The following is a 20806-nucleotide window of genomic DNA, read 5'->3' on the forward strand; positions in this document are numbered from 1 at the left end:
AATGCGGTCAGTAAGTTACCGCCCATAAAAATGGGGGAGTGGCGCGCAACGCGGCGCGCAGCGGTCAGGAGAGAGCCGTAGATGAGCAGCTTCAACAGCAGCACACCGGTGCCCGCGCGAAATCGTCTGCGCGGGCTGGTGTTCCTGTGCTGCGCTTTCTGCGCTGCCGGAGCCAGCGCGCAGGACGTGGCGCCGACAGCGCCGGCCAAGGCCGACGACGAGCAGACCGTCTCGTTCCAGCTGCAGGAGCTGGGCGGCCATGCGGCCGAGGAAATCCGCGGTGTCGATGGCCTCTACACCTGGCCGCTGGGCCTGCGCCTGGACCAGAGCGTCGTCGGCGCCAAACTGCAGCTGCGCTACACCGCCTCACCGGCCTTGCTGCCGGAGCTGTCGCATCTGAAAATCCGGCTCAACGGCGAAACCCTGTCCGCTGTTCCTCTGAGCCGCGAGGCCAGCGGCACCGAGGTGAGCCGCGAGGTCGCGCTGGACCCCGGCTATTTCACCGACTACAACCAGCTCACGGTCCAGCTGATCGGCCACTACACCACCGACTGCGAAGATCCGCTGCACACCAGCCTGTGGGCCTCGATCAGCGGCAAAAGCCGGCTGGAACTGCGCCTGCACCGGCTGCCGCTGACGCCAGACCTGGCGACGCTGCCAGTGCCGTTCTTCGACCCTCGCGACGTGCGCCGCCTGAACCTGCCGTTCGTGTTCGCCGGCAACCGCTCGCTGGACCTGCTCAAGGCCGGCGGCATCGTCGCCTCCTGGTTCGGCGCTCTGGCGGACTATCGCGGCGCCGAATTCCCGGTGCTGATCGACCGTCTGCCGGACGCAACTCACGCGGTGGTGTTCGCCACCAATGCCGATCATCCGGCCGGGCTGTCGCTGCCGGCGGTGAGCCAGCCGACGCTACGCGTGCTGGCGCATCCCGACGGTTCCGCTGCGCGCCTGCTGGTGATCCAGGGACGCGACGACGCGCAGTTGCTGACCGCCGCCGCCGCGCTGGCCAGCGGCCAGTCGGCATTGACGGGTGCCGTGGCCACGATCGAGCACTTCGAGCCGCTGCCACCGCGCCAGGTCGACGATGCGCCGCGCTGGGCGCGCACCGACGTGCCGGTAAAGCTCGGCAGCCTGATCAATGATCCCTTGGCGCTGCAGGCAAGCGGCCACGCGCCGATGCCGATAGCACTCGATCTGCATCTGCCGCCCGACCTGTTCTACTGGAACCTCAAGGGCGTGCCGCTGAAGCTGATCTACCGCTATACGCCGCCGACCCAGGACGACAACTCGATGCTGACGGTCACCATGAACGAGCAGTTGGTGCGCTCGTTCCGGTTGCGCCCGGTCGCCGAGAAATCGGTGCTCGATCTGGGCGACGGCCAGGACGCGAAGTCTGAACGCGAGCTGCTGATACCGCCGTTCCAGCTGCAGCCGATCAACCAGCTGCAGTTCCGCTTCGCCGTCGACTACCACCGCCCCGGCCCCTGCCGCGACTCCGGCATGGATCTGGTGCGTTCGGCGATCGATCCCGAGTCCACGCTGGACCTCACCGGCATCCCGCACTACGTGGAAATGCCAAACCTGGAGCGCTTCGCCAACGCCGGCTATCCGTTCACCCGCTATGCCGATCTGTCGCAGACCGCGCTCGTATTGCCGCGCGCGGAGACCGCGGACGACATCGAAGCGGCGCTGGCGCTGATGGGACTGATGGGCCGCGCAACCGGGCTCGCCGCGACCGCCGCTGCCTGGGTCCGCGAAGACCAGCTCGACACAGTCCGCGACCGCGATCTGCTGATCATTGGCGGTGGCCTTGGCGGCAGCCTGCTGCACACCTGGAACAAGACCCTGCCCGGCGTGATCGACGGAATGCACCACGAGCTATCGGTCCTGTCCAGCCTGGCCAGCCGCGCCGACACGCTTTGGGAGCACCGCCCCCGCCGCGGCGCCGAGCGCAATCCTTCCGCATGGCGGCTGGCGGCCCAGGGCGAAGGGCCGCTGGCGGCGCTGATCGGTTTCGAATCACCGCTGCGCAGTGGCCGCAGTGCGGTCGCCGTGGTGGCCTCGTCACGCGAGCATCAGAGCCTGGTCTGGAAGGCGCTGGGCGACCCGGGGGTGGTTGCACTGATGCATGGCGACGTCGTCATCCTGCGCGACGGCCACGTCGAGTCCTACGACAGTGGCAACCACTATTCGCTGGGACACCTGCCGTTCTGGAGCGGGCTGTGGTGGCTGTTCTCGCAGCACCTGCCGCTGTTGGCCGGCGCTGCCGTGCTGGCTGCACTGCTGGCCGCTTTCTGGCTGCGCTGGGCCTTGCGCCGCGTCGCCGAACGCCGTCTAGCCCGCAGGTGAGACGGGCACGCATCGCACTGCTGCTCGCGCTGCTGCTGGCGGCCGGCATGGCGCAGGCACAGCCGTCGGCCGCGACCGAACCCGAACTGTTGCGCAGCGCCCGCATCTGGCAGGTGAAAGGCCGCGCCGATCTGGCGCGCTCCGCGCTGGAAAAGATGCTGCGTGCGCGTCCCGACGACGCCGAAGGCCTGCTGCAGCTGGGGCTGCTGGAGATCGTCTCGGCACGCTATCCGCGTGCCGAGGCGCTGCTGGCAAGCCTGCGCCAGCAGCATCCCGGGGCCTTCCAGACTGAAGAATTGGATCAGGCGCTACGCGCGGCCACGGTCGATCGGATCCAGCTGGCGACGCTGAGGAAGCTGCGTCAGGGCGGTCAGCGCGCAGCGGTGCTCGAGCTGCTCAAACAAATATTTCCGCAGGGCGCGCCGCACGGCGAGTTGGGCATCGAGTACTGCCGCGGCATCGCGCTCGACGACGCGCGCTGGGCCGAGGCGCGTACTGGCTACGAGCGCCTGATCCGCGAGCATCCCGACGACCCGCGCTACCGGCTGGCGCTGGCGCGCCATCTGCTGCGCCAGCCGCAGACCCGCGTCGCCGCGCTCGACCAGATCGAGGTGCTGGCACAGCAGCCCGATGTGTCCGAATGGGATGCGCGCGAGCTGTGGCTGAACGGCCTCGACGACCTGCCGGCCGGCGCCGACACCGTCGCCCGCATCCGGCGTTACCTGGTCCTGGTACCGAACGACAGCAAGGCGCTGCAACTGCTGGCAGTCAAAAGCCAAACCGGCGCCGCGGCGGCGGCGCAACGCGACAAGCCGGCCGAAACGCTGGCGCCCACGCAGGCGGCCGCGACGCCGAAACCAAGACCGAAACCCGGCGCCGCGGAAATGGAAGCTCGCAGCGAGCACGAACCGTCGCCGGCTCGCGCGGCACCGCCGGCGGTGATCGTCGCAGCAGCTCCTCCTTCGCCTCCGCCTCCACCACCACCGCAGCCTTCTCCTCGCGAGATCGCGATCGCGCGCTGGCACGACGCCGCGCTGGCCGCACAGTCGCGCAGCGAGCTGCCGAAAGCAGAAGCCTTGCAGGAAGCCGCGGCCGGCTTCGAAACCGGCAACTTCTATCGCGTCAGCCTGGCCGCGCGCCAGCTGGCGCAGACCGGCGACACCGCGACCGCCGAAGCGCTCTACGAGCAGGTGCTGACGCTCGACGCCGGCAACGCCACCGCCTTCATGGATCGGCTGCGGCTGTGGGCCGCCAGCGGCCGCCGCGATCAGGCCGAGGCGGCGCTCGTCGCGGCGCGGCATGCCGGAGCGCCGCCGCCGGCCACGCTCGACAGCCTCGAAGCCGAACTGCTGGCCGACGATGCCGAAGCCGCGCTGGCGCAGCAGCAGCCGGCGCTGGCGCGCGACCGGCTGGAACGGGCGCAGCCGCTGTCGCCGCGCGATCCCTGGCTGGCGTATCGCCTGGCCAGGCTGCGGCTCCAGGCCGGCAACAGCAGCGATGCCACGATGCTGATGGACAAGCTGGCGCGCACGGCGCCACGTGACGCCGATACGCGCCACGCCCAGGCGCTGCTGCTGTGGCAGGCCGGCGACGAATCGGCTGCGATGAGCGCCTTGCTCTCTGTACCCGAAGACCAGCGCACGCCGGCGATGCGGCGGCTCGGGAACCAGCTGCAGATCGCGCCGCTGCGCCGCGACGCAGCGCGCCTGACGGCAGCCGGCGACACCGCCAATGCGCTGGCGAGCCTGCAACAGGCGCGCGCCATCGCGGCCGACGATCCGCAACTGCTGGCGGAGGTGGCCGGCAGCGCGGCCACACTCGGCCGCGGTGACATCGCACTGGCCTGGATGCGTGCCGCCGCTGACGCAGCGCCGGCACCGGCGATCGAACCGCGCCTGTCCTGGGCCGATCTCGCTGCCGACCTGCACGACGATACGGCTGTCGACAAGGCGCTGTCGCCGCTGCGCGGCCTGCCGATCGCCGACGCCGATCAGAGCAGCCTCTACGCCAACCTCGAAACCGGCCTCGCCCGTCGCAAGGCTGCGGCGCAGGCGAGTAGCGGCCAGACCGACGCCGCACTGCAAGCTCTGGAACAAGCCCGCGCGCGGCTGCCCGACGATCGCCGCATCCGACTCCAACAGGCCGAACTGCTGCTGGCCGCCGGCCGCAGCGACGAAGCCGCACAGCGCTACGCCGAGCTGCACGCACAAACACCGCAGGACGCCTCGCTGCAGCTGGACTACGCGCGCGCGCTGCGCAAAGCCGGCCGCAGCCGCGCAGCCCGGCGCGAAATCGATGCGCTGGCACAGGCGACGCCGGCAGCGGACGCGGATCTGCGTCTAGACCTCGCCGCCGAGTACCGCGCGCTGGGGCTGCCCGACCAGGCCGCGCAGCTGTACACGGAGCAGAAGCGGGCAGCGCCCGACAGCGAGGCCGGCAAAACCGCCCAGTTCCGGCTGGCATCGCTCGACGCAGCGCGGCCCGGCAGTGCCGCCATCGGCGCGATCGTCGAGCACAAGGCCGGCAGCGCCGGCATCTCGAATCTCGATCACGTCGAACTGCCGGCCGAGTTGCGCGTTCCACTGGGCTATTGGGGCCAGCTGTTCGCGCGCGCCGACATGCTGCGCCTGTCCGCCGGCCGCTTGCCGGCGGACTACGACCACGCCGCGGTCTTCGGCAGCGTGCAGGCGGCCGGCCCTGCAGCACTCGCCGCGTTTGCGGACGGTGTCGACATCCAGGCCAGCGGCGTGGCGCTAGGCGTAGGCCTGGAAACCGAGCACTGGCGAGCCGACATCGGCCATACCCCGACCGCGTTTCCGGTGAACTATCTGCTCGGCGGCCTGCGCTACGACGGCCGGCTCGGCGGCAGCGATCTGCGCGTCGAGGTTTCGCAGCGCGCGGTCACCAGCAGCCTGTTGTCATATGCCGGCGCGCGCGATCCGGCCAGCGGCCGCATCTGGGGCGGCGTACGCGCCGCCGGCGCTCATGCGCAGCTCGACCAACAAAACGGCCGGCTCGGACTCTTCGCCAGCCTCGGGCTGGATCGCTATCGCGGCGAGAACGTCGCCGACAACGCTAGTCTCAAACTGCGGCTCGCCGGCGACTGGAAACTACGCGACCAGCCCGGCGACACGCTCTACGCCGGCCTCGCCGCCAGCTACTGGCACTACCAGCACAATCTTCGCTATTACAGCTTCGGCCATGGCGGCTACTACAGCCCGCAGTCCTACCTGTCGCTGTCGGCGCCGCTGGACTGGCGCGGCCGCGTCGATCGCTGGAGCTACCAGCTGCGCGCCTCGCCGTCCTACAGCTGGAGCCATGAAGACCGCGAACCGTTCTATCCCGACGACGCCGCGCTGCAGACCGCGGCACTGAGTTCGCCGCTGCCTTCCGGCTACGACGCGCCGTACTACGACGGCGGCAACGGCGGCGGATTCGGCTATTCGCTATCGGCTGCGCTGGGCTACCAGCTGACGCCGCACTGGAGCGCCGGCGCCCGCGCCGCGATCGACCGCTCTGACTACTACGAGCCGAACCTGTTCTACCTGGTGCTGCGCTATCGCTTTGAAGCTACCGACGAAGCACCGGACTATCCGCCGCGGATGCTGTATCCATATGCGGATTTTTGAGGCGAGCCAGCAATTTCTCCTTCCCCCGCTTGCGGGGGAGGGCCGGGGTGGGGGCGTTCGTCGCGGCACAACTCTTTAGCGTCTCGCCCCCATCCCAACCTTCCCCCGCAAGCGGGGGAAGGAGACAAACGAATCACCGTGCCGCGTCGTACTTCTGCCAGCTGCCGTCCGGACTGCGCAGCCAGTATTCCTTGCCGTGACGCATGACCACGGTGCGCTCGTTCTCGGCGACCGAGGGCTCGGTCTGTGCAACCGCGGCAGCGTAGTGCGCAAGGTCGACACTGCCGGTGGCGGCAAACGGATTGTCGCGAACCAGCGACTGGATCAGGTTGACCAGACCGAACAGCGCCGTCGGCTGTTCGATTCGCTGAGGTCCGCCACTCGGCGGCTGCGGCAGGTTCAGCAGCCTGACCGCGGTCGGCCCCAGCGATATCGCCGGGCTCGGGATCTCGCGCAGTCCGGCTATCTGCATGCGGTCGCCGCGGACATTGGCGCCGTGCTCGGGCACCAGCACGACGACGGCGCGGCGGCCGGAACTTTGCACCAGATCAATGAAGCGCTGCAGATCGCCGAACAGCTGGTCGAGCCGGTAGCGGTAGCTCTGCTTGCCGGAGGCGAGCTTGACGCCGTCGACGGTGTTGCCGTCGTGCATGGTGATGCTGTTGTAGTACAGCGCCACCTGCGGCGCCGGCGAGGCCAGGCGCTGCTGCCACCAGTGCGCGAGCATGTCGTAGTCGCCGTACAGCGGCGAGCCGTCGAAGGCATGCAGGCGCACGGCGACGCCGTCGTGATTCAGCAGCGGTGCGTGCAGGCCGCCGCGCTGGCTCAGCAGGCCGATAAAATCGTCGAAATGGCCGTCGTGATTCATCGCCAGCTGCGCTTCGAAGCCAGCGTTCTGCAGGCCGTTGACCAGCAGGCATTCCGGCGGCCGCGGCTTGTACAGCTGGTCTTCCGGCGTCTGCCCGCAACTGGCCTGCAGCAGCCGCGCCGCGGCCGGCCCGCTGTAGCTGGCGCCGGTGTTGAAGTTGGGCAGCTGGAAATCGAAGCTCGACAGGAACGGATGCTCGCGTTCGCCGACGTAGTCCATGTCGTCCCAGGCCAGCGAGCAGATATGCAGGATCACCAGGTCGAACGGCGCCGCATTGCTGGCGGCGGCAGCCGGGAACACGATGCGCCGCGCCTCCTCCTTGCGATAGAAGGCCTGCAGTTCCTGTTCGAGAATTTCCGGTGTGGCTGCGGCGACCGGCGCCGTGACCGCGGCGGCGCCGTTGACCGCCGCAAGCTGCGGATGCCAGTCCAGCGCCGCGAGCTTGATGCCCAGCGGCACCAGCAGCAGGCCGGCGAACACGAAGGTCGACAGGCGCAGCTTGCGGCCGAGAATGGCGACGATCACGCAGATCGCGATCAGGATCGCCAGCACCCGCAGATCGACAAAGCGGCCGAGCAGTTCGGCCAGATACGGCAGCGTGAACTGCTTGACGTTACCGGTCAGCGACAGCGTGCGCTGGATCGATGGCAGCCAGGAATCGTAGTACAGCAGCGCGACGCCCAGCGGCAGCGCGGCGACCTGGCGCGCGATGCGCATCCAGGGCCGCGGCAACGGCAGCACAAGCGCGGCGGCGAAAGCCAGGTTCGCCAGCACGTGCAGGCCAATGTAGCCGGCCGCGGCGAGATACAGTTTGCCGAAGAAATACCAGGCCCAGATGCCCATCAGACATTCCCGGCCGCGATCACCGGCACGCGCCGCCAGCGCGCCAGCAGTGCCTGCAGCGCGGTGCCGACGAAATGCCGATAGCCCTCGATGCCGTAGCTGACGATCTCGCGCAGGCTGCTCAGCGGCCGGTCCGGCGCGGCCTTGTCGTCCCAGCTGACCCAGGCATCGGCGCGCGCGAAGCTGCACTGGATCAGCTTGCGCTCCTGGTCCAGGCTCAGGGGCTCGAAGCGCAGGCCGAGCTTGCCGTCGCCGCAACCGACGACGCGCGCCGGGAAGCCATGCATCCTGTCACCGCCGTCGAGCATCACGGTCAGCGGAGTGTCGAGTTCGAAGTCTGCGTCCACCGCGCATTCGATACTCAGACCGCTGATCGAGCCGTCGCGGGTGCGGCACTGGATGCGGTGGCCGTCCTCGAAGCGCAGCTCGGCCTCGACCTGCAGCGGAATGCGATGCTCAGAACGCATCTGCCGCGCTTCGCGGCAGACACCGATCGCCGCGCCGAGCAGGATCAGGTTGTAGATCGTCCACGCCAGATTCATCAGTACGGTGCCGGATTCATTGTGGTTCCAGACGGTGAGCCGCAGCAGGCCGACGCCCAGGCCAACCAGGTTGATCGTCGCCAGCACCAGGAACGGTCTGGCGATCTCCCAGTCGAAATATTCACGCTCAACCAGCCCGCCCTTCGCGGTGACATTGAACTTGCCGATCTTGGGCGCGATCAGCGCAAACAGCGTTGGCCTGGCGATATACCAGGCGAGCACGGTCTCGTAGGCCTCGGCCCAGAACGAATGGCGGTAACGCCCCTGCAGCCGCGAGTTCGCCAGCTGCGCGTGCACCAAATGCGGCAGCGCGTACAGCGCCAGCATGCCGGCCTGTGCGGTGATGATGTGGATCTCAAAGAACAGGTACGCCAGCGGTGCAGTCAGAAACACCAGCCGCGGCAGGCCGTAGAAGAAATGCAGCATCGCGTTGAAATAGCACAGGCGCTGCAAGGCATGCAGGCCACGGCCGAACAGCGGGTTATCGACACGGAAAATCTGCGCCATGCCGCGCGCCCAGCGGATGCGCTGGCCGACGTGCGCCGACAGCGATTCGGTGGCCAGGCCCGCGGCCTGGCGCAGATTCAGATACGCGGTACCGTAGCCAAGCCGATGCAATTTGAGCGCGGTATGCGCGTCTTCAGTGACCGTCTCGACGGCGATGCCGCCAACTTCCATCAGCGGTCCGCGGCGGATCAAAGCGCAGGATCCGCAGAAGAAGGTCGCGTTCCACAGATCGTTGCCGTCCTGCATCAGCCCGTAGAACAACGTGCCCTCGTTGGGCACGCGTCGGAACATGTGCAGGTTGCGTTCGAAGGGATCGGGCGAGAAGAAATGGTGCGGCGTCTGCAGCATCGCGCAGTTGCGATCGCGCAGCATCCAGCCCACGGTCATCTGCAGGAACGAGCGCGTCGGCAGATGGTCACAGTCGAAGATCGCGATGATGTCGCCGCTGCTGTGCTGCAGCGCATGGTTCAGATTGCCGGCCTTCGCATGAAAGTTGTCGGGCCGGATCTTGTATTCGACGCCGGCGCGCTCGGCGAAGTTGCGGAACTCCGTGCGGCGGCCGTCGTCGAGCAGATAGATTTTCAGCTTGTCGGCGGGCCAGTCAATCGACTGCGCGGCCAGCACCGTCGGCTGCACCACTTTCAGCGGCTCGTTGTAGGTCGGGATAAAGATGTCCACGCTCGGCCATGAGCTGATATCCGGCGGCATCAGCGCCGGCGCGCGCCGCAGCGGCCAGGCGCTCTGCACATAGCCCAGTACCATCACTGTCCAGGTGTAGCACTCGGCCGCGACCAGGCCGGCGCTGAGAACTTGCGAGGCAGTTCCTTCCACGTCCAGCGTCTGTGTCAGCCGCCACCAGATATAGCGGCCCGAAACCAGCGTCGACAGCGCGACCAGGATCAGCGACGGCAGATCGCCCGGCATGCGCCGCACCAGCATCGCGGTGCTCCAGCACAGGAACAGAAACAGGAACTGCTGCATCGGCTCCACCGGCGTCGACGCCGATACCAGCAGCAGCGCGGCTGCGACCGGCAGCAAGGCCGCGCGCAGCCAGCGCGAGCGCTGGGTCAGCTGGTCGGCCAGACCGTCGATGCGCTGGCCCTGGCGAACGAAGTCGACACGGTCCAGGCGCCGCGTGATCCAGTTCGGGCCTGCCACAGCCACTCGCAGCAGCGGCGCCAACGTCCAGCGCAGCGCAGCGGCCAGCGCGCCCGGCCATTCAGCGGCGCGCGACGGCAGGCGCAGTGCGGGATTGGCGAAGATCAGGGCCTCGATCCAGACACCGGGACGCGCTGGATCGGTGACCGCCAGCGCGCGGGCGAGCCAGGCCGCCGCGTATTGCAGCCAGCGCGGCCAGGCGCGCCGCTGCGCCGGCGGCAACAGCAGCAGCGCCAGCAGCCAGGCGAGCAGTGACCGCCGGTCCACCACGCCGAGATGTACTGAGACTGCGGTGATTGCGCCGGGCGCCGAAAAGCTCAGAAACCGTCCTCCATATAGGCTCCTATAGTTAGAACACGCCGCGCGAGCGGACGCGAGTCGGTGAAACCATCTACGGGACTCTGCGATCGGAACGCGCGCGACCGCACACGATACCGGTATAACGGCTGGGCTTACGCAAACTACAAGATCGACACATGAAGTCATCCACCGCGCCACCAGCGGCCGCGTACACGCTGACGCTGCTGACCGGACTCTACGTCGCGCAGGGCATCCCTTACGGCTTCTTCACCCAGGCGCTGCCGGTGCTGCTGCGTGACGCCGGCATGTCGCTGACGGCGATCAGCCTGACCTCATTGCTGTTCCTGCCCTGGACCTTGAAGTTTCTGTGGGGCCCGGCGGTGGATCGCATCGGCGCGCCGCGCACTTGGTTGCTGCCGCTGCAACTGGCGACCGCCGCCGGCGCGGCGCTGCTCACGCTGGTCGATCTGCAGCACGGCTTCTCGCTGCTGTTCGCGGCGTTCTTCATGTTCAACGTGTTCGCATCGATCCAGGACGTGGTCACCGACAGCCTCGCAGTGCGCCTGCTCGACGAGCGCCAGCGCGGGCTCGCCAACGGCATCCAGGTCGGTGCGTATCGCATCGGCATGGTGCTCGGCGGTGGGCTGCTGCTGTATGTCTACGCCAGCTTCGGCTGGCGGCCGATGTTCTTGGCGATGTCGGCGCTGCTGCTGCTGTGCTCGCTGCCGGCGCTGTGGCTGCGGGTTCCAGCGACAACGCCCGCTGCGCGAGTCAACGCGAAAACCCTGGTCAGCGGCTGGTGGCTGCGTCTGCGCCAGCCCGGCGTGATCGGCTTCGTGCTGCTGATTGCCGGCTACAAGTTCGGCGACACGATGGCGGCATCGCTGATCGGCCCGTTCATGCGCGACTGGGGCCTGAGCAAGCAGAGCATCGCGCTGATCAAGGGCACGCTCGGCTCCAGCGCCGGCCTCGCCGGTGCCGCGGCCGGCGGCTGGGCGGCCTGGCGCTTCGGCCGGCGTTTCGCGCTGCTGGTTTTCGGGCTGACGCAGACGATCAGCCTGGCGCCGTATGCGCTCGCGGCGCTGCACGTCGGCGGCATCGCGATGATCTGGACGGCCTGCCTTGCCGAGCATCTGTTCGGCGGCATGGCGACGGTGGCGCTGTTCACACTGATGATGGACGCCAGCGAGCGCGAACACGCCGGCACCGATTACAGCCTCTACGCCTGCGCGATCGTCGTGACCCAGGGGCTTGCGGCGTTTGCCGGCGGCATCGTCGGCGATGCCGCGGGTTATGCGCCGACGTTCGCACTGGCGACGCTGCTGTCGGCGCTGGGCTGCCTGCTGCTGGTGGCGCGGCTCGATCGCGGTGCGGGGCCGCGCCTGCTCGACGCGGTGTGGCCGCGAACAGCGCTCGCTTTATAGATCGAACTGTAGGAGCGGACCTTGTCCGCGATTGTGCTCTGCAAGTTTCAATCGCGGACAAGGTCCGCTCCTACAGTTGCGAAATCATTGTCTGCCCAGGGACGCTACAGTGTCCGCATGAACTACCTCGCCCATCTCTATCTTGCCGATCGCGCCGACGCCGATATGGCCGGCGCGATCCTCGGCGACTTCGTGCGCGGGCCGGACATGACGCGCTTTGCGCCGGCCATCGCGCATTCGATCCGGCTGCATCGGCGCATCGATACGATCACCGATCAGCATCCGCTGGTGCTGGGCGCGATGGCGCGCTTCGAGCCCGGCCCGCGCCGCTACGCGCCGATCATTCTCGACGTGCTGTGGGACTACGTTCTCGCCACCGACTGGGCGCGCTACAGCAGCGAGCCGTACGCGGATTTCTGCAGTCGCGGCGCACGCGCGGTGGCTGCATCGGGCTCCTTGTTCGAATGGCCGCGGCGGCCGACGCACAGCGGTTTCACCACGCTGCTGCGCAGTTATGCGACCGAGACCGGCATCGACTTCGCATTGAGGCGCATTGCGGCACGCCTGAAGAAACCGGAGCCGATGCTCGAGGCCTGCAAGGGCTGGCAGCAGCACGCGCCGGCGCTGCGCGAAGAACTGCCGGCACTGATCGGCGATCTGGAATCGGCGGCGAAAGCTTTTACGACGAGCTAGTTGACCGCACCAGCGTCATCGTAGGTCGGCAATCCCTTGCCGACATGAGCCCTCGATTGCATATCGGGCGTACACGTCGGCAAGGGATTGCCGACCTACGGCTCATCCGGCCCCTGGTCGTTGTCGATCAGGCCGGTGCGCAGGAACAGCAGCAGAAAGATCAGCGACAGCGGGATCGCGACCGCCAGCGTGCCGATCCAGAAGCGGTCGAATAGCAGCCAGCCGACCAGGCCGCCGCTGGCCATGCCGGCAACCAGCCCGAGGGCACCGGCCTGGAGCGCGGCGGCAGGCAGGATCGCCGGCAGGTCGGCCCAATGCGGGGCCAGCCGGTTTCGCGGCTTGACCAACTCGAGCTTGTCGTTCATGGAGGCACCTCGCATGCTGCTGGCAGCAAGAACGAAGCCATGCCGCGCCGACACGCCGCCACCGTCAAGCCGGCCCTGTACGGAAAGCGGCGCGGCGACTGAGAATCGCGCCTCAAAAACCGCCACGGCGCCGCGATGACCCGATCCCGCACCCCAGCCGCCCGCAAGGCGCCGATGGTCCTCAGCGCCTGGCAGCGACTGTCGAAACTCCCGTTTGGCGCGCGACTGTTCACCCGCGTGGTCTGCATGAAGGCGCCGTATTTCGCCAGCATCAGCCCGCTGTTCGTCGAACTCGCGCCTGGGCATTGCGTGGCGACGGTGAAGAAACATCGCGCGATCACCAACCATCTCGGCACCGTGCATGCGATTGCCTTATGCAACCTGGCCGAACTGGTAGCGGGCATCATGCTCGAAGCCAGCGTGCCACCGGATACGCATCGCTGGATACCGAAAGGCATGACGGTGTCGTACCTGAAAAAAGTGCCGACCGACGTACGCGCCGTCGCCCGCTTCGCGACGCCGCCGGACTACGACGACCAAGGCAAGGAAGTACCGGCCGCGGTGACGATCTACGACACCGCGGGCGAGGCGGTATTCAAAGCCGAAATCAGGATGTGGGTTTCGCCGAAACCGCCCAGTGTGTAGGTTGGGGTAGGTTGGGGTGAGCGCAGCGAACCCCAACGATCACCGCCAGATCAGAGCCAGCGCCGCGCCGATGCGTGGGGTTCGCTGTGCTCACCCCAACCTACTCGGCTCAGGTTCGCTCGGCCAGGATCGCGCTGATCCTTGCGTCCTTCTCGGTCCACAGCTGGCCCAGCCACAGCTGAAACCGCTTGCGGTGGTCGGAATCGGCTTCGTAGTTGCCGACATAGAACTCGTGCGGCACGGTCAGCTGGCGCACTTCGACGACGACCTTGCCGATCTGCCCCGACAGCAGACCCCACAAGCCCTGCGAACCCTCGGGATAGACGATGGTGACGTCGAGCAGCGAGTTGAGCCGCTCGCCCAACGCGCCCAGCGCAAACGCGAAACCGCCCGCCTTGGGCCGCAGCAGATGGCGATACGGCGACGACTGCCGGTCGCGCTTGGCCGGCGTGAAGCGCGTGCCTTCGAGAAAATTCAGCACCAGGCCGGGCTGGTTGCGGAAACGCTCGCAGGCCTTGCGCGTGGTCTCCATGTCCTTGCCCTTCAGCGCCGGATTCTTCTTGATCTGACTCGGCGTGTAACGCTTCATGAACGGGTAGTCCAGGCCCCACCAGACCAGGCCGAGCACCGGCACCCAGATCAGCTCCTGCTTGATGAAGAACTTGAAGAACGGCGCGCGGCGGCCGAAGGCCTTCATCAGCACGACGATGTCGTTCCAGCTCTGGTGATTCGAGCAGACCAGGTACTGGCCCTGCGCGTTGATGTCGGCGGCGATGCGGATATCCCAGCGCGTCGGCAGAAAGCAGTCGACGAACCAGGTGTTGACCGCCGCCCAGGTCTGGGCCAGCGCCGAGGCGCCGCGCGACAACCAGTCGCGCGCGCGCGAACCCACCGGCGTGAACAGCTTGAAGAAAATCAGCACGTAGACCGGCGTCGCCCAGAACACGGTATTGATCACCAGCAGCAAGGCCATCACGGCACCGCGCGCAACGGTGAACACGGACTTCAACATGCACGACTCCCCCGATCTCGACACGGCGCCGCCAGAGCTTTCGGCGTCCGCGATCCAATATTGATTGTGATGCTTCGCCAAGCGAGCGCTACAGGACGAACCGCAGACGAAACGATGCTACGGCGCCGCGCCTTCTTTCGGGTGGGCCGACCAGTGAATGTGGGCGATCTTCCATCCATCACCGTCACGGCGCAGCAGCATCGTTTCGGTGCCTTCTAGCTCGAGCTTGCGGCCGTCGAAGTCGCCGGTCGTCAGCGTCGTCGAAATCACGCAGGCGGTGTTCGTGTCCTGGCTGGCTTCGCGGCGCAGCACGCGGCGCTCGGTCTGCTTGGCGAACTGGTTGGCGTCGGGCAACTGCTTGCTGCCCCAGCTGTCGCGCGAGGTTTCCTCGAAGCCCTGCTCGAACACGGTGATATCGCGCGCCATGAACGCCAGCGCCGCCTTGCCGTCACCCTGGCGCAGTGCCTTGTGAAACGCCTCGACGGTGTCGGACGGTGTGGTCGGCGCGTCGGCGCGGGCCGGTGATATCACCGTCAGCGCCAGCAAAGGCGCCAGCAGCGCGCTCAGCAGCCCGGGCCGATTATGGGACCGATTCACGAGGCTTTGCCGACGGTGCCAGCGGCACTGCCGCGCAGCTTGCCGCTCTGGTCGATCAGCCGCATCGAGTTGAACTCGATCGCCGGCAGCCGCACCAGCGCGCAGGGGCTGGTCATGACCTGGGCGCTGATCGCATCCACCGCCGGTGCGAAGCTCGTCGCCTTCAGCACCAGCACGCCGTCGTTGAGGCCCGCCTGGCGGCTGACCGCGAGGCCGTAGCCGGCCGTCGTGCGCAAGCCCAGGTCCACCGCGACATAGCGGCCGGGCGGCAGATCGGCGGCACCGGGCAGCTGGATACCGCGCGCCGCCTGCCAGTCGGCCGCGGCCTGCGCGCTCGGCAGCAGCGCGATCCGGGTCTGCTCGTCGGGCGCGTTGCACTGGCTGCTGTTGGCGACCTCGGTCACCAGCACCTCGTTCTCCTTGGAAAACCATTTGGAGAAGTCGGGCAACGACACGTCCGGCACCCAGCTCTTCGACGACGAGCAGGCGGAGGTCAGCATCAGCACCGCCAGGACAACCGGCAGGCAGGTATTTCTTGGGGTCATGTCGGCAAGGGGCATCGAAATCTGTGGGCGATGCTAACGTAACGCGATGAACAAGTCCCCGAACTGGGCCGCAGCCGCAGCCGAGCCCGCAGCCGCGCCGGCCGGCCGGCGCGACCAGCGGCTCGGCCTCGCCGACACGCTGGACGCGCTGGTCGCCGACGGCCTGGCGACGCGCGAACGCAGCGCCGAACTGCTGGCGCGCAGCGGCGGCGAGCGGCGCCATCCGCTGGTGGTGATCGCCGAGTGCGACTGGGAAAACGCCAGCCAGCCGGGCCAGAAACTGAGCCTGGACGCGCTGGTGCACTGGCTGGCCGCACACGCCGGCCTGCCGTATCACCGCATCGACCCGCTGTCGCTGGACGTGGCCCGCGTCACCCAGCTGATCCCGTATGCGTATGCGGCGCGCGCGCGCATCCTGCCGATCAAGGTCACGCCGACCGAGATCGTCGTCGCCACCGCCGAGCCCTGGCTGCGCGACTGGGAGCGCGACCTGGCGCCCGCGCTGAAGCGCGACATCCGCCGCGTGCTCGCCAGCCCCGCCGATCTGGATCGCTACATCGTCGAGTTCTACGCGCTGGCGCGCTCGGTGAAAGCCTCCAGCGAGCAGCGCGGCAAACAGGCGCCGGGTGCCCAGAGCATCCAGAACCTCGAACAGCTGACCGAGCTCGGCAAGACCGGCAAGCTGACCGCCGACGACCAGCACGTGGTCGCGATCGTCGACTGGCTGCTGAGCTACGCCTTCGAGCAGCGCGCCAGCGATATCCACCTGGAGCCGCGGCGCGAGCGCGGCAACATCCGCTTCCGCATCGACGGCGTGCTGCACGAGGTCTACCAGGTGCCGGCCTCGGTGATGCCGGCGGTGACCAGCCGCATCAAGATCCTGGCGCGGATGGACCTGGCCGAGAAGCGCAAGCCGCAGGACGGCCGCATCAAGACACGCTCGCCCGGCGGCAAGGAGATCGAGCTGCGCGTATCCAGCCTGCCGACCGCGTTCGGCGAGAAGCTGGTGATGCGCATCTTCGACCCCGAAGTGCTGCTGAAGGATTTCAACGAACTGGGTCTGACGGTCAGCGAAGCCGCGATCTGGCGCGACATGATCGCCGCCGCCAACGGCATCATCCTGGTCACCGGCCCGACCGGCTCGGGCAAGACGACCACGCTGTATTCGACACTGCGACATCTCGCTACACCGGACGTCAACGTCTGCACCATCGAAGATCCGATCGAGCTGGTCGAGCCGGCCTTCAACCAGATGCAGGTGCAGCCCAACATCGACCTGACCTTCGCCAGCGGCGTGCGCGCGCTGCTGCGGCAAGATCCGGACATCATCATGGTTGGCGAAATCCGCGACCTGGAGACCGCGGAGAACGCGATCCAGGCCGCGCTGACCGGCCATCTGGTGCTGTCGACCTTGCACACCAACGACGCACCCAGCGCGATCACGCGCCTGCTGGATCTGGGCGTGCCGCCGTACCTGATCAAGGCGACCGTGGTCGGCGTCGTCGCGCAGCGCCTGGTGCGCACGCTGTGCCCGCACTGCAAACAGCCGGTCACGCTTGATGCCGAGCGCTGGCAGGAGCTGATCGGCCGCTGGAAGCGCCCGCCACCGGAGCACGCGCAGGCCGCGGCCGGCTGCCTGGAATGCCGCGAAACCGGCTTTCTTGGCCGCGCCGGCATCTACGAGATTTTGCAGATGAGCCCGGCCGTGCGCGCCGGCATTACCGCCAGCACCGACCCCAGCGATCTGCGCGCACTCGCGATCCGCGACGGCATGACGCCGCTGCGCATCGCCGGCAGCGACAAGGTCGCCGCCGGCATCACCACGATCGACGAAGTGCTGCGCTGCTCACCGGACGCACCGGAGCTGGCGCCCACGACGTAGTAGTCGTAGGTTGGGGTGAGCGCAGCGAACCCCAACGTTAGTTGGCGCCGATGTTGGGGTTCGCTGCGCTCACCCCAACCTACGGGCTAGGATTGCGCTTCGGTTACGACGTCAGACCATAAATGCGTATCCCCACTTCCCGGCGTGCGGTCTCGCTCGCCGTCACCAGCCTGCTGGCAGCGGTGCTGTTCGCCTGCGCCACGCTGCCGCCGAACGTCAACGTCGCGCCGCCGGTCGCGGTCGCGCAGACCGACCACTACCAGGCCGACATCCAGCCGATCTTCGACAACAAGTGCGCGGCCTGCCACGGCTGCTACGACGCACCCTGCCAGCTCAAGCTGACCAGCGACGACGGCGTGCTGCGCGGCGCCAGCAAGGCCCAGGTCTACGACGGCGTGCGGCTCGACAAGCTGCCGCCGACGCGGCTCGGCCTCGACGCCCAGACCGTCGAAGGCTGGCGCCAAAAAGGCTTTTATTCGGCGCTGTATTCGCCGAAACCCGAAAAGACTTCGACGGCCGACGACAAGATCCCGGTACTGCAGGCCTCGCTGCTCGGCAACATGATCGCGCTCGGCAAATCGCATTCCTGGCCGGCCAACGGCCGCATCCCGGACAGCATCCAGACCGGCTTTGCGCGCGCCAACGAATGCCCGACGATAGCGGAGTTCGACAAGTTCACATCCAGGCATCCGAACGAGGGCATGCCGCTGGCGGTCGGCGGATTGACCGACCAGGAATTCGACACGATCAACACCTGGCTCGCCCAGGGCGCGGTGGTCGAGCCCTCGCCGCTGAAGGCCGATGCGGCCGAGATCAAGGCGATCGGCGACTGGGAAACCTATCTGAACCGCGCCGGCCCGCGCGAACGTCTGGTGGCGCGCTATCTGTACGAGCATCTGTTCATCGCGCACATCTACTTCGAGAGCGAATCGGCCGACGGCAAGGCGCCGCATTTCTTCGAGCTGCTGCGCTCGCGCACGCCGGGCGGCGAGACTGTGGAGCCGATCGCCACGGTCTCGCCGAACGACGACCCCAGCCCCGAGGGCGCGCCGTTCTACTACCGCTTCCGGATACTGACCGACACCGTCCTCGAGAAAACCCACATCATCTATTCGCTGAGCGATGCACGCCGCCAGCGCTACGACGAGCTGTTCTTCGCCGCGCCCTGGGCGGCCGGCGCGCTGCCGGCTTACGGCAAGGCCGAGCGCGCAAATCCGTTCCTGACGTTCGCGGCGATTCCGGCTGCCGCGCGTTACCAGTTCATGCTCGACAACGCCGAATATTTCGTGCGCAGCTTCATCCGCGGCCCGGTCTGCGCCGGCGCAGACGCGACCAACGTGATCAACGACCAGTTCTGGACGATGTTCGTCGCTCCGGGCTCGGATTCCTACGTCAATGACGAGGCCTACCGCAAGCGGGCCAGCCCGCTGCTCGGCCTGCCGGGCGAGGACAGCAAGCTGCTGACCCTGGGCCCGGACTGGGAAGCGTTCAAGCACGACCGCAACGAGTACGCGCGGCTCAAGCAGCAGCACTATGCCAAGGTGGCGCCGCGCGGCCCCGCCCTGTCCGACATCTGGGACGGCGACGGCCACAATCACGACGCGCTGCTGACGATCTTCCGCCATTACGACAACGCCTCGGTGCGCCGCGGCCTGCTCGGCGCGGTACCGCAGACGATCTGGGTGATGGACTATCCGCTGCTGGAGCGCTCGTATTACCAGCTGGTGGTGAACTTCAATGTGTTCGGCAACGTCGCGCACCAGATCAAAACGCGCATGTATTTCGACCTGATCCGCAACGGCGCCGAGGAAACCTTCCTGCAGTTCCTGCCGCCGAAGTCGCGCAAGCCGCTGCTCGACGACTGGTACCAGGATCTCGGCCGGCTCGCGCTGTTCACCACCTACGTCGATATCGACACGAAGTCGCCGACACGCATCGTCTACAAGACCCAAGATCCGAAGAACGAGTTCGCTCAGAAGATCCTGGCCAGGCTGCAGCGCGTTGCCGGCCCGCCCGACCTGCTCAACCGCTGCGCCGGCGGCGACTGCAGCCTGCCCAAGGAGAGCGCGCTGGTGCACGAGGCGAACCAGAGCCTGCGCGCGCTGGCCGCCAAACCGGCCAGCGCGCTGCCGGTGGCGCGCCTGCTGCCGGAAGTCACGCTGCTGCGCGTGCAAGGCGCCGGCGGCCAGCGCCTGGCCTACACGCTGGTGCACAACCGCGCGCACACCAATGTCGCCTTTATCCTCGGCGAGGATCGCCGGCTGGTGCCGGAGCAGGACACGCTGACCGTGCTGCCGGGAGTGCTCGGCAGCTATCCGAACTTCATCTTCGACGTGCCGGCCGAGGAACTGGGGGCTTTCGTCGACGCGATGCAGGCGGTAAAGCAGGACGAGGACCTGAGCGCGGTGGTCGACCATTGGGGCATACGCCGCACCCACCCGGACTTCTGGGCGATCTTCCACGACTTCACGAGCTACCAGCGCGAGCAGGACCCGCTTGAAGCCGGCATTCTCGACATGAACCGTTACGAGAACCTGTGAGTTCTGCCCGTCGCCGTAGGTCGGCAATCCCTTGCCGACGTGCACACCCGATATGTAATCGAGGCCTCACGTCGGCAAGGGATTGCCGACCTACGGCGGCGCAACTTTCTTCGCCGAACCGCAACTGAATGTCTCCAACGCTGTCTGAGTCCTTAATCCGCCCGCCCACCGCTTGGCCATGAACCAGACCCATCGTCCCCATATCGTCGTCGTCGACGACGATCAGCAGATCCGCGAGCTGCTCAGCCAGGTGCTCGACCAGTACGGGTTCTCGACCCGCGCGGTCGCCGACGGCCGCGAGCTGACCAGGGCGCTGGCCGAGCAGCCCGCCGACCTGATCGTGCTCGACCTGATGCTGCCCGGCGACGACGGCCTGAGCATCTGCCGCGAGCTGCGCACGCGCTCGGCGACGCCGGTGATCATGCTGACCGCGCGCGGCGAATCGGTGGACCGGGTGGTCGGCCTCGAGGTCGGTGCCGACGACTACGTCGCCAAGCCTTTCGACCCGCGCGAGCTGGTGGCGCGCATCCGCACCGTGCTGCGCCGCGCCAGCGCCACGCCGGGCGCACAGTCGACGCGGCTGCGCGGCTGGAGCTTCGACGGCTGGAGCTTCGACGCAGTGCGCCGCGAGCTGCGCGACCCCGAGGGCGCGATAGTCGCCCTGTCCAGCCTGGAATTCCGCCTGCTCGAACTGCTGCTGCAGCACGCCAACCAGGTGCTGACCCGCGACCGCATCATGGAAGCCACCGCCGGCCGCCCGGCCGATCCTTTCGAGCGCCGTATCGACATCGCGATCTCGCGGCTGCGCGCACGCCTGCGCGACGACGGCCGCGAGCCGCGCCTGATCAAGACGGTGCGCAACCGCGGCTACGTGCTGACCGCCGAGATCAGTACCTCGTGAGTGCAG

Annotated in this window: 14 protein-coding genes; 8 read left to right on the forward strand and 6 right to left on the reverse strand. The window is 67.7% G+C overall.

Annotated elements, in window-relative coordinates; genetic code table 11:
- The first annotated feature begins 81 nt into the window (after window positions 1-81).
- Window positions 82-2349 (forward strand): cellulose biosynthesis cyclic di-GMP-binding regulatory protein BcsB, encoded by a 2268-nt coding sequence (gene bcsB, locus JWQ90_RS10120; RefSeq protein ID WP_299693019.1) that lies wholly within the window; start codon window positions 82-84, stop codon window positions 2347-2349.
- Window positions 2346-5978 (forward strand): cellulose biosynthesis protein BcsC, encoded by a 3633-nt coding sequence (locus tag JWQ90_RS10125; protein WP_299693022.1) that lies wholly within the window; start codon window positions 2346-2348, stop codon window positions 5976-5978. Before bcsB ends, JWQ90_RS10125 begins: the two co-directional genes overlap by 4 nt.
- Before the next feature lie 133 nt (window positions 5979-6111).
- Here the strand turns inward: JWQ90_RS10125 and bcsG are convergent, their stop codons facing one another.
- Together bcsG and bcsA are read right to left on the reverse strand one after the other, a co-directional pair.
- Window positions 6112-7689 carry a cellulose biosynthesis protein BcsG gene (gene bcsG / locus JWQ90_RS10130; protein WP_299693025.1) on the reverse strand — a complete coding sequence of 526 codons (1578 nt, stop codon included), beginning with the start codon at window positions 7687-7689 and terminating at the stop codon, window positions 6112-6114.
- A complete protein-coding gene (gene bcsA, locus JWQ90_RS10135) occupies window positions 7689-10163 on the reverse strand; it encodes a UDP-forming cellulose synthase catalytic subunit (protein WP_299693028.1) in 2475 nt (824 codons plus the stop codon). The genes bcsG and bcsA overlap by 1 nt, the downstream gene beginning before the upstream one ends.
- 209 nt (window positions 10164-10372) lie before the next feature.
- Here bcsA and JWQ90_RS10140 point away from each other — a divergent pair, with 209 nt between their 5' ends.
- Both JWQ90_RS10140 and JWQ90_RS10145 read left to right on the forward strand, forming a co-directional pair.
- Entirely contained in the window at window positions 10373-11620 is a 1248-nt protein-coding gene (locus tag JWQ90_RS10140) for an MFS transporter (protein ID WP_299693031.1), read from the forward strand.
- 117 nt (window positions 11621-11737) lie between these two features.
- Window positions 11738-12313, forward strand: coding sequence for an ACP phosphodiesterase (locus JWQ90_RS10145; RefSeq protein ID WP_299693033.1), 576 nt, complete (start codon window positions 11738-11740; stop codon window positions 12311-12313).
- A 95-nt stretch (window positions 12314-12408) separates the two neighbouring features.
- On the opposite strand, the gene JWQ90_RS10150 is transcribed toward JWQ90_RS10145, so the two are convergent.
- Window positions 12409-12678: a hypothetical protein gene (locus JWQ90_RS10150; protein WP_299693035.1), complete on the reverse strand. Its 270-nt coding sequence runs from the start codon at window positions 12676-12678 to the stop codon at window positions 12409-12411.
- A gap of 174 nt (window positions 12679-12852) precedes the next feature.
- Here JWQ90_RS10150 and JWQ90_RS10155 point away from each other — a divergent pair, with 174 nt between their 5' ends.
- Window positions 12853-13323: a hotdog fold domain-containing protein gene (locus JWQ90_RS10155; protein WP_366919491.1), complete on the forward strand. Its 471-nt coding sequence runs from the start codon at window positions 12853-12855 to the stop codon at window positions 13321-13323.
- A gap of 109 nt (window positions 13324-13432) precedes the next feature.
- On the opposite strand, the gene JWQ90_RS10160 is transcribed toward JWQ90_RS10155, so the two are convergent.
- From JWQ90_RS10160 to JWQ90_RS10170, 3 genes are all read right to left on the reverse strand, one after another.
- Complete coding sequence (locus JWQ90_RS10160; RefSeq protein WP_299693039.1) at window positions 13433-14335, reverse strand: acyltransferase; 903 nt, start codon at window positions 14333-14335, stop codon at window positions 13433-13435.
- 117 nt (window positions 14336-14452) lie between these two features.
- Complete coding sequence (locus JWQ90_RS10165) at window positions 14453-14932, reverse strand: nuclear transport factor 2 family protein (RefSeq protein WP_299693042.1); 480 nt, start codon at window positions 14930-14932, stop codon at window positions 14453-14455.
- Window positions 14929-15477: a protease complex subunit PrcB family protein gene (locus JWQ90_RS10170; protein WP_299693045.1), complete on the reverse strand. Its 549-nt coding sequence runs from the start codon at window positions 15475-15477 to the stop codon at window positions 14929-14931. The genes JWQ90_RS10165 and JWQ90_RS10170 overlap by 4 nt, the downstream gene beginning before the upstream one ends.
- 46 nt (window positions 15478-15523) lie before the next feature.
- Here JWQ90_RS10170 and JWQ90_RS10175 point away from each other — a divergent pair, with 46 nt between their 5' ends.
- The 3 genes from JWQ90_RS10175 to JWQ90_RS10185 all read left to right on the forward strand — a co-directional run bounded on the left by JWQ90_RS10175 (window position 15524) and on the right by JWQ90_RS10185 (window position 20800).
- Window positions 15524-17359, forward strand: coding sequence for a GspE/PulE family protein (locus JWQ90_RS10175; RefSeq protein WP_299693048.1), 1836 nt, complete (start codon window positions 15524-15526; stop codon window positions 17357-17359).
- 122 nt (window positions 17360-17481) lie between these two features.
- Entirely contained in the window at window positions 17482-19899 is a 2418-nt protein-coding gene (locus tag JWQ90_RS10180; protein ID WP_299693051.1) for a fatty acid cis/trans isomerase, read from the forward strand.
- 178 nt (window positions 19900-20077) lie between these two features.
- Window positions 20078-20800, forward strand: coding sequence for a response regulator (locus JWQ90_RS10185; RefSeq protein WP_299693054.1), 723 nt, complete (start codon window positions 20078-20080; stop codon window positions 20798-20800).
- Window positions 20801-20806 lie beyond the last annotated feature (6 nt).

It is taken from the genome of Hydrocarboniphaga sp. (assembly GCF_028291725.1).
GTDB lineage: Bacteria > Pseudomonadota > Gammaproteobacteria > Nevskiales > Nevskiaceae > Hydrocarboniphaga.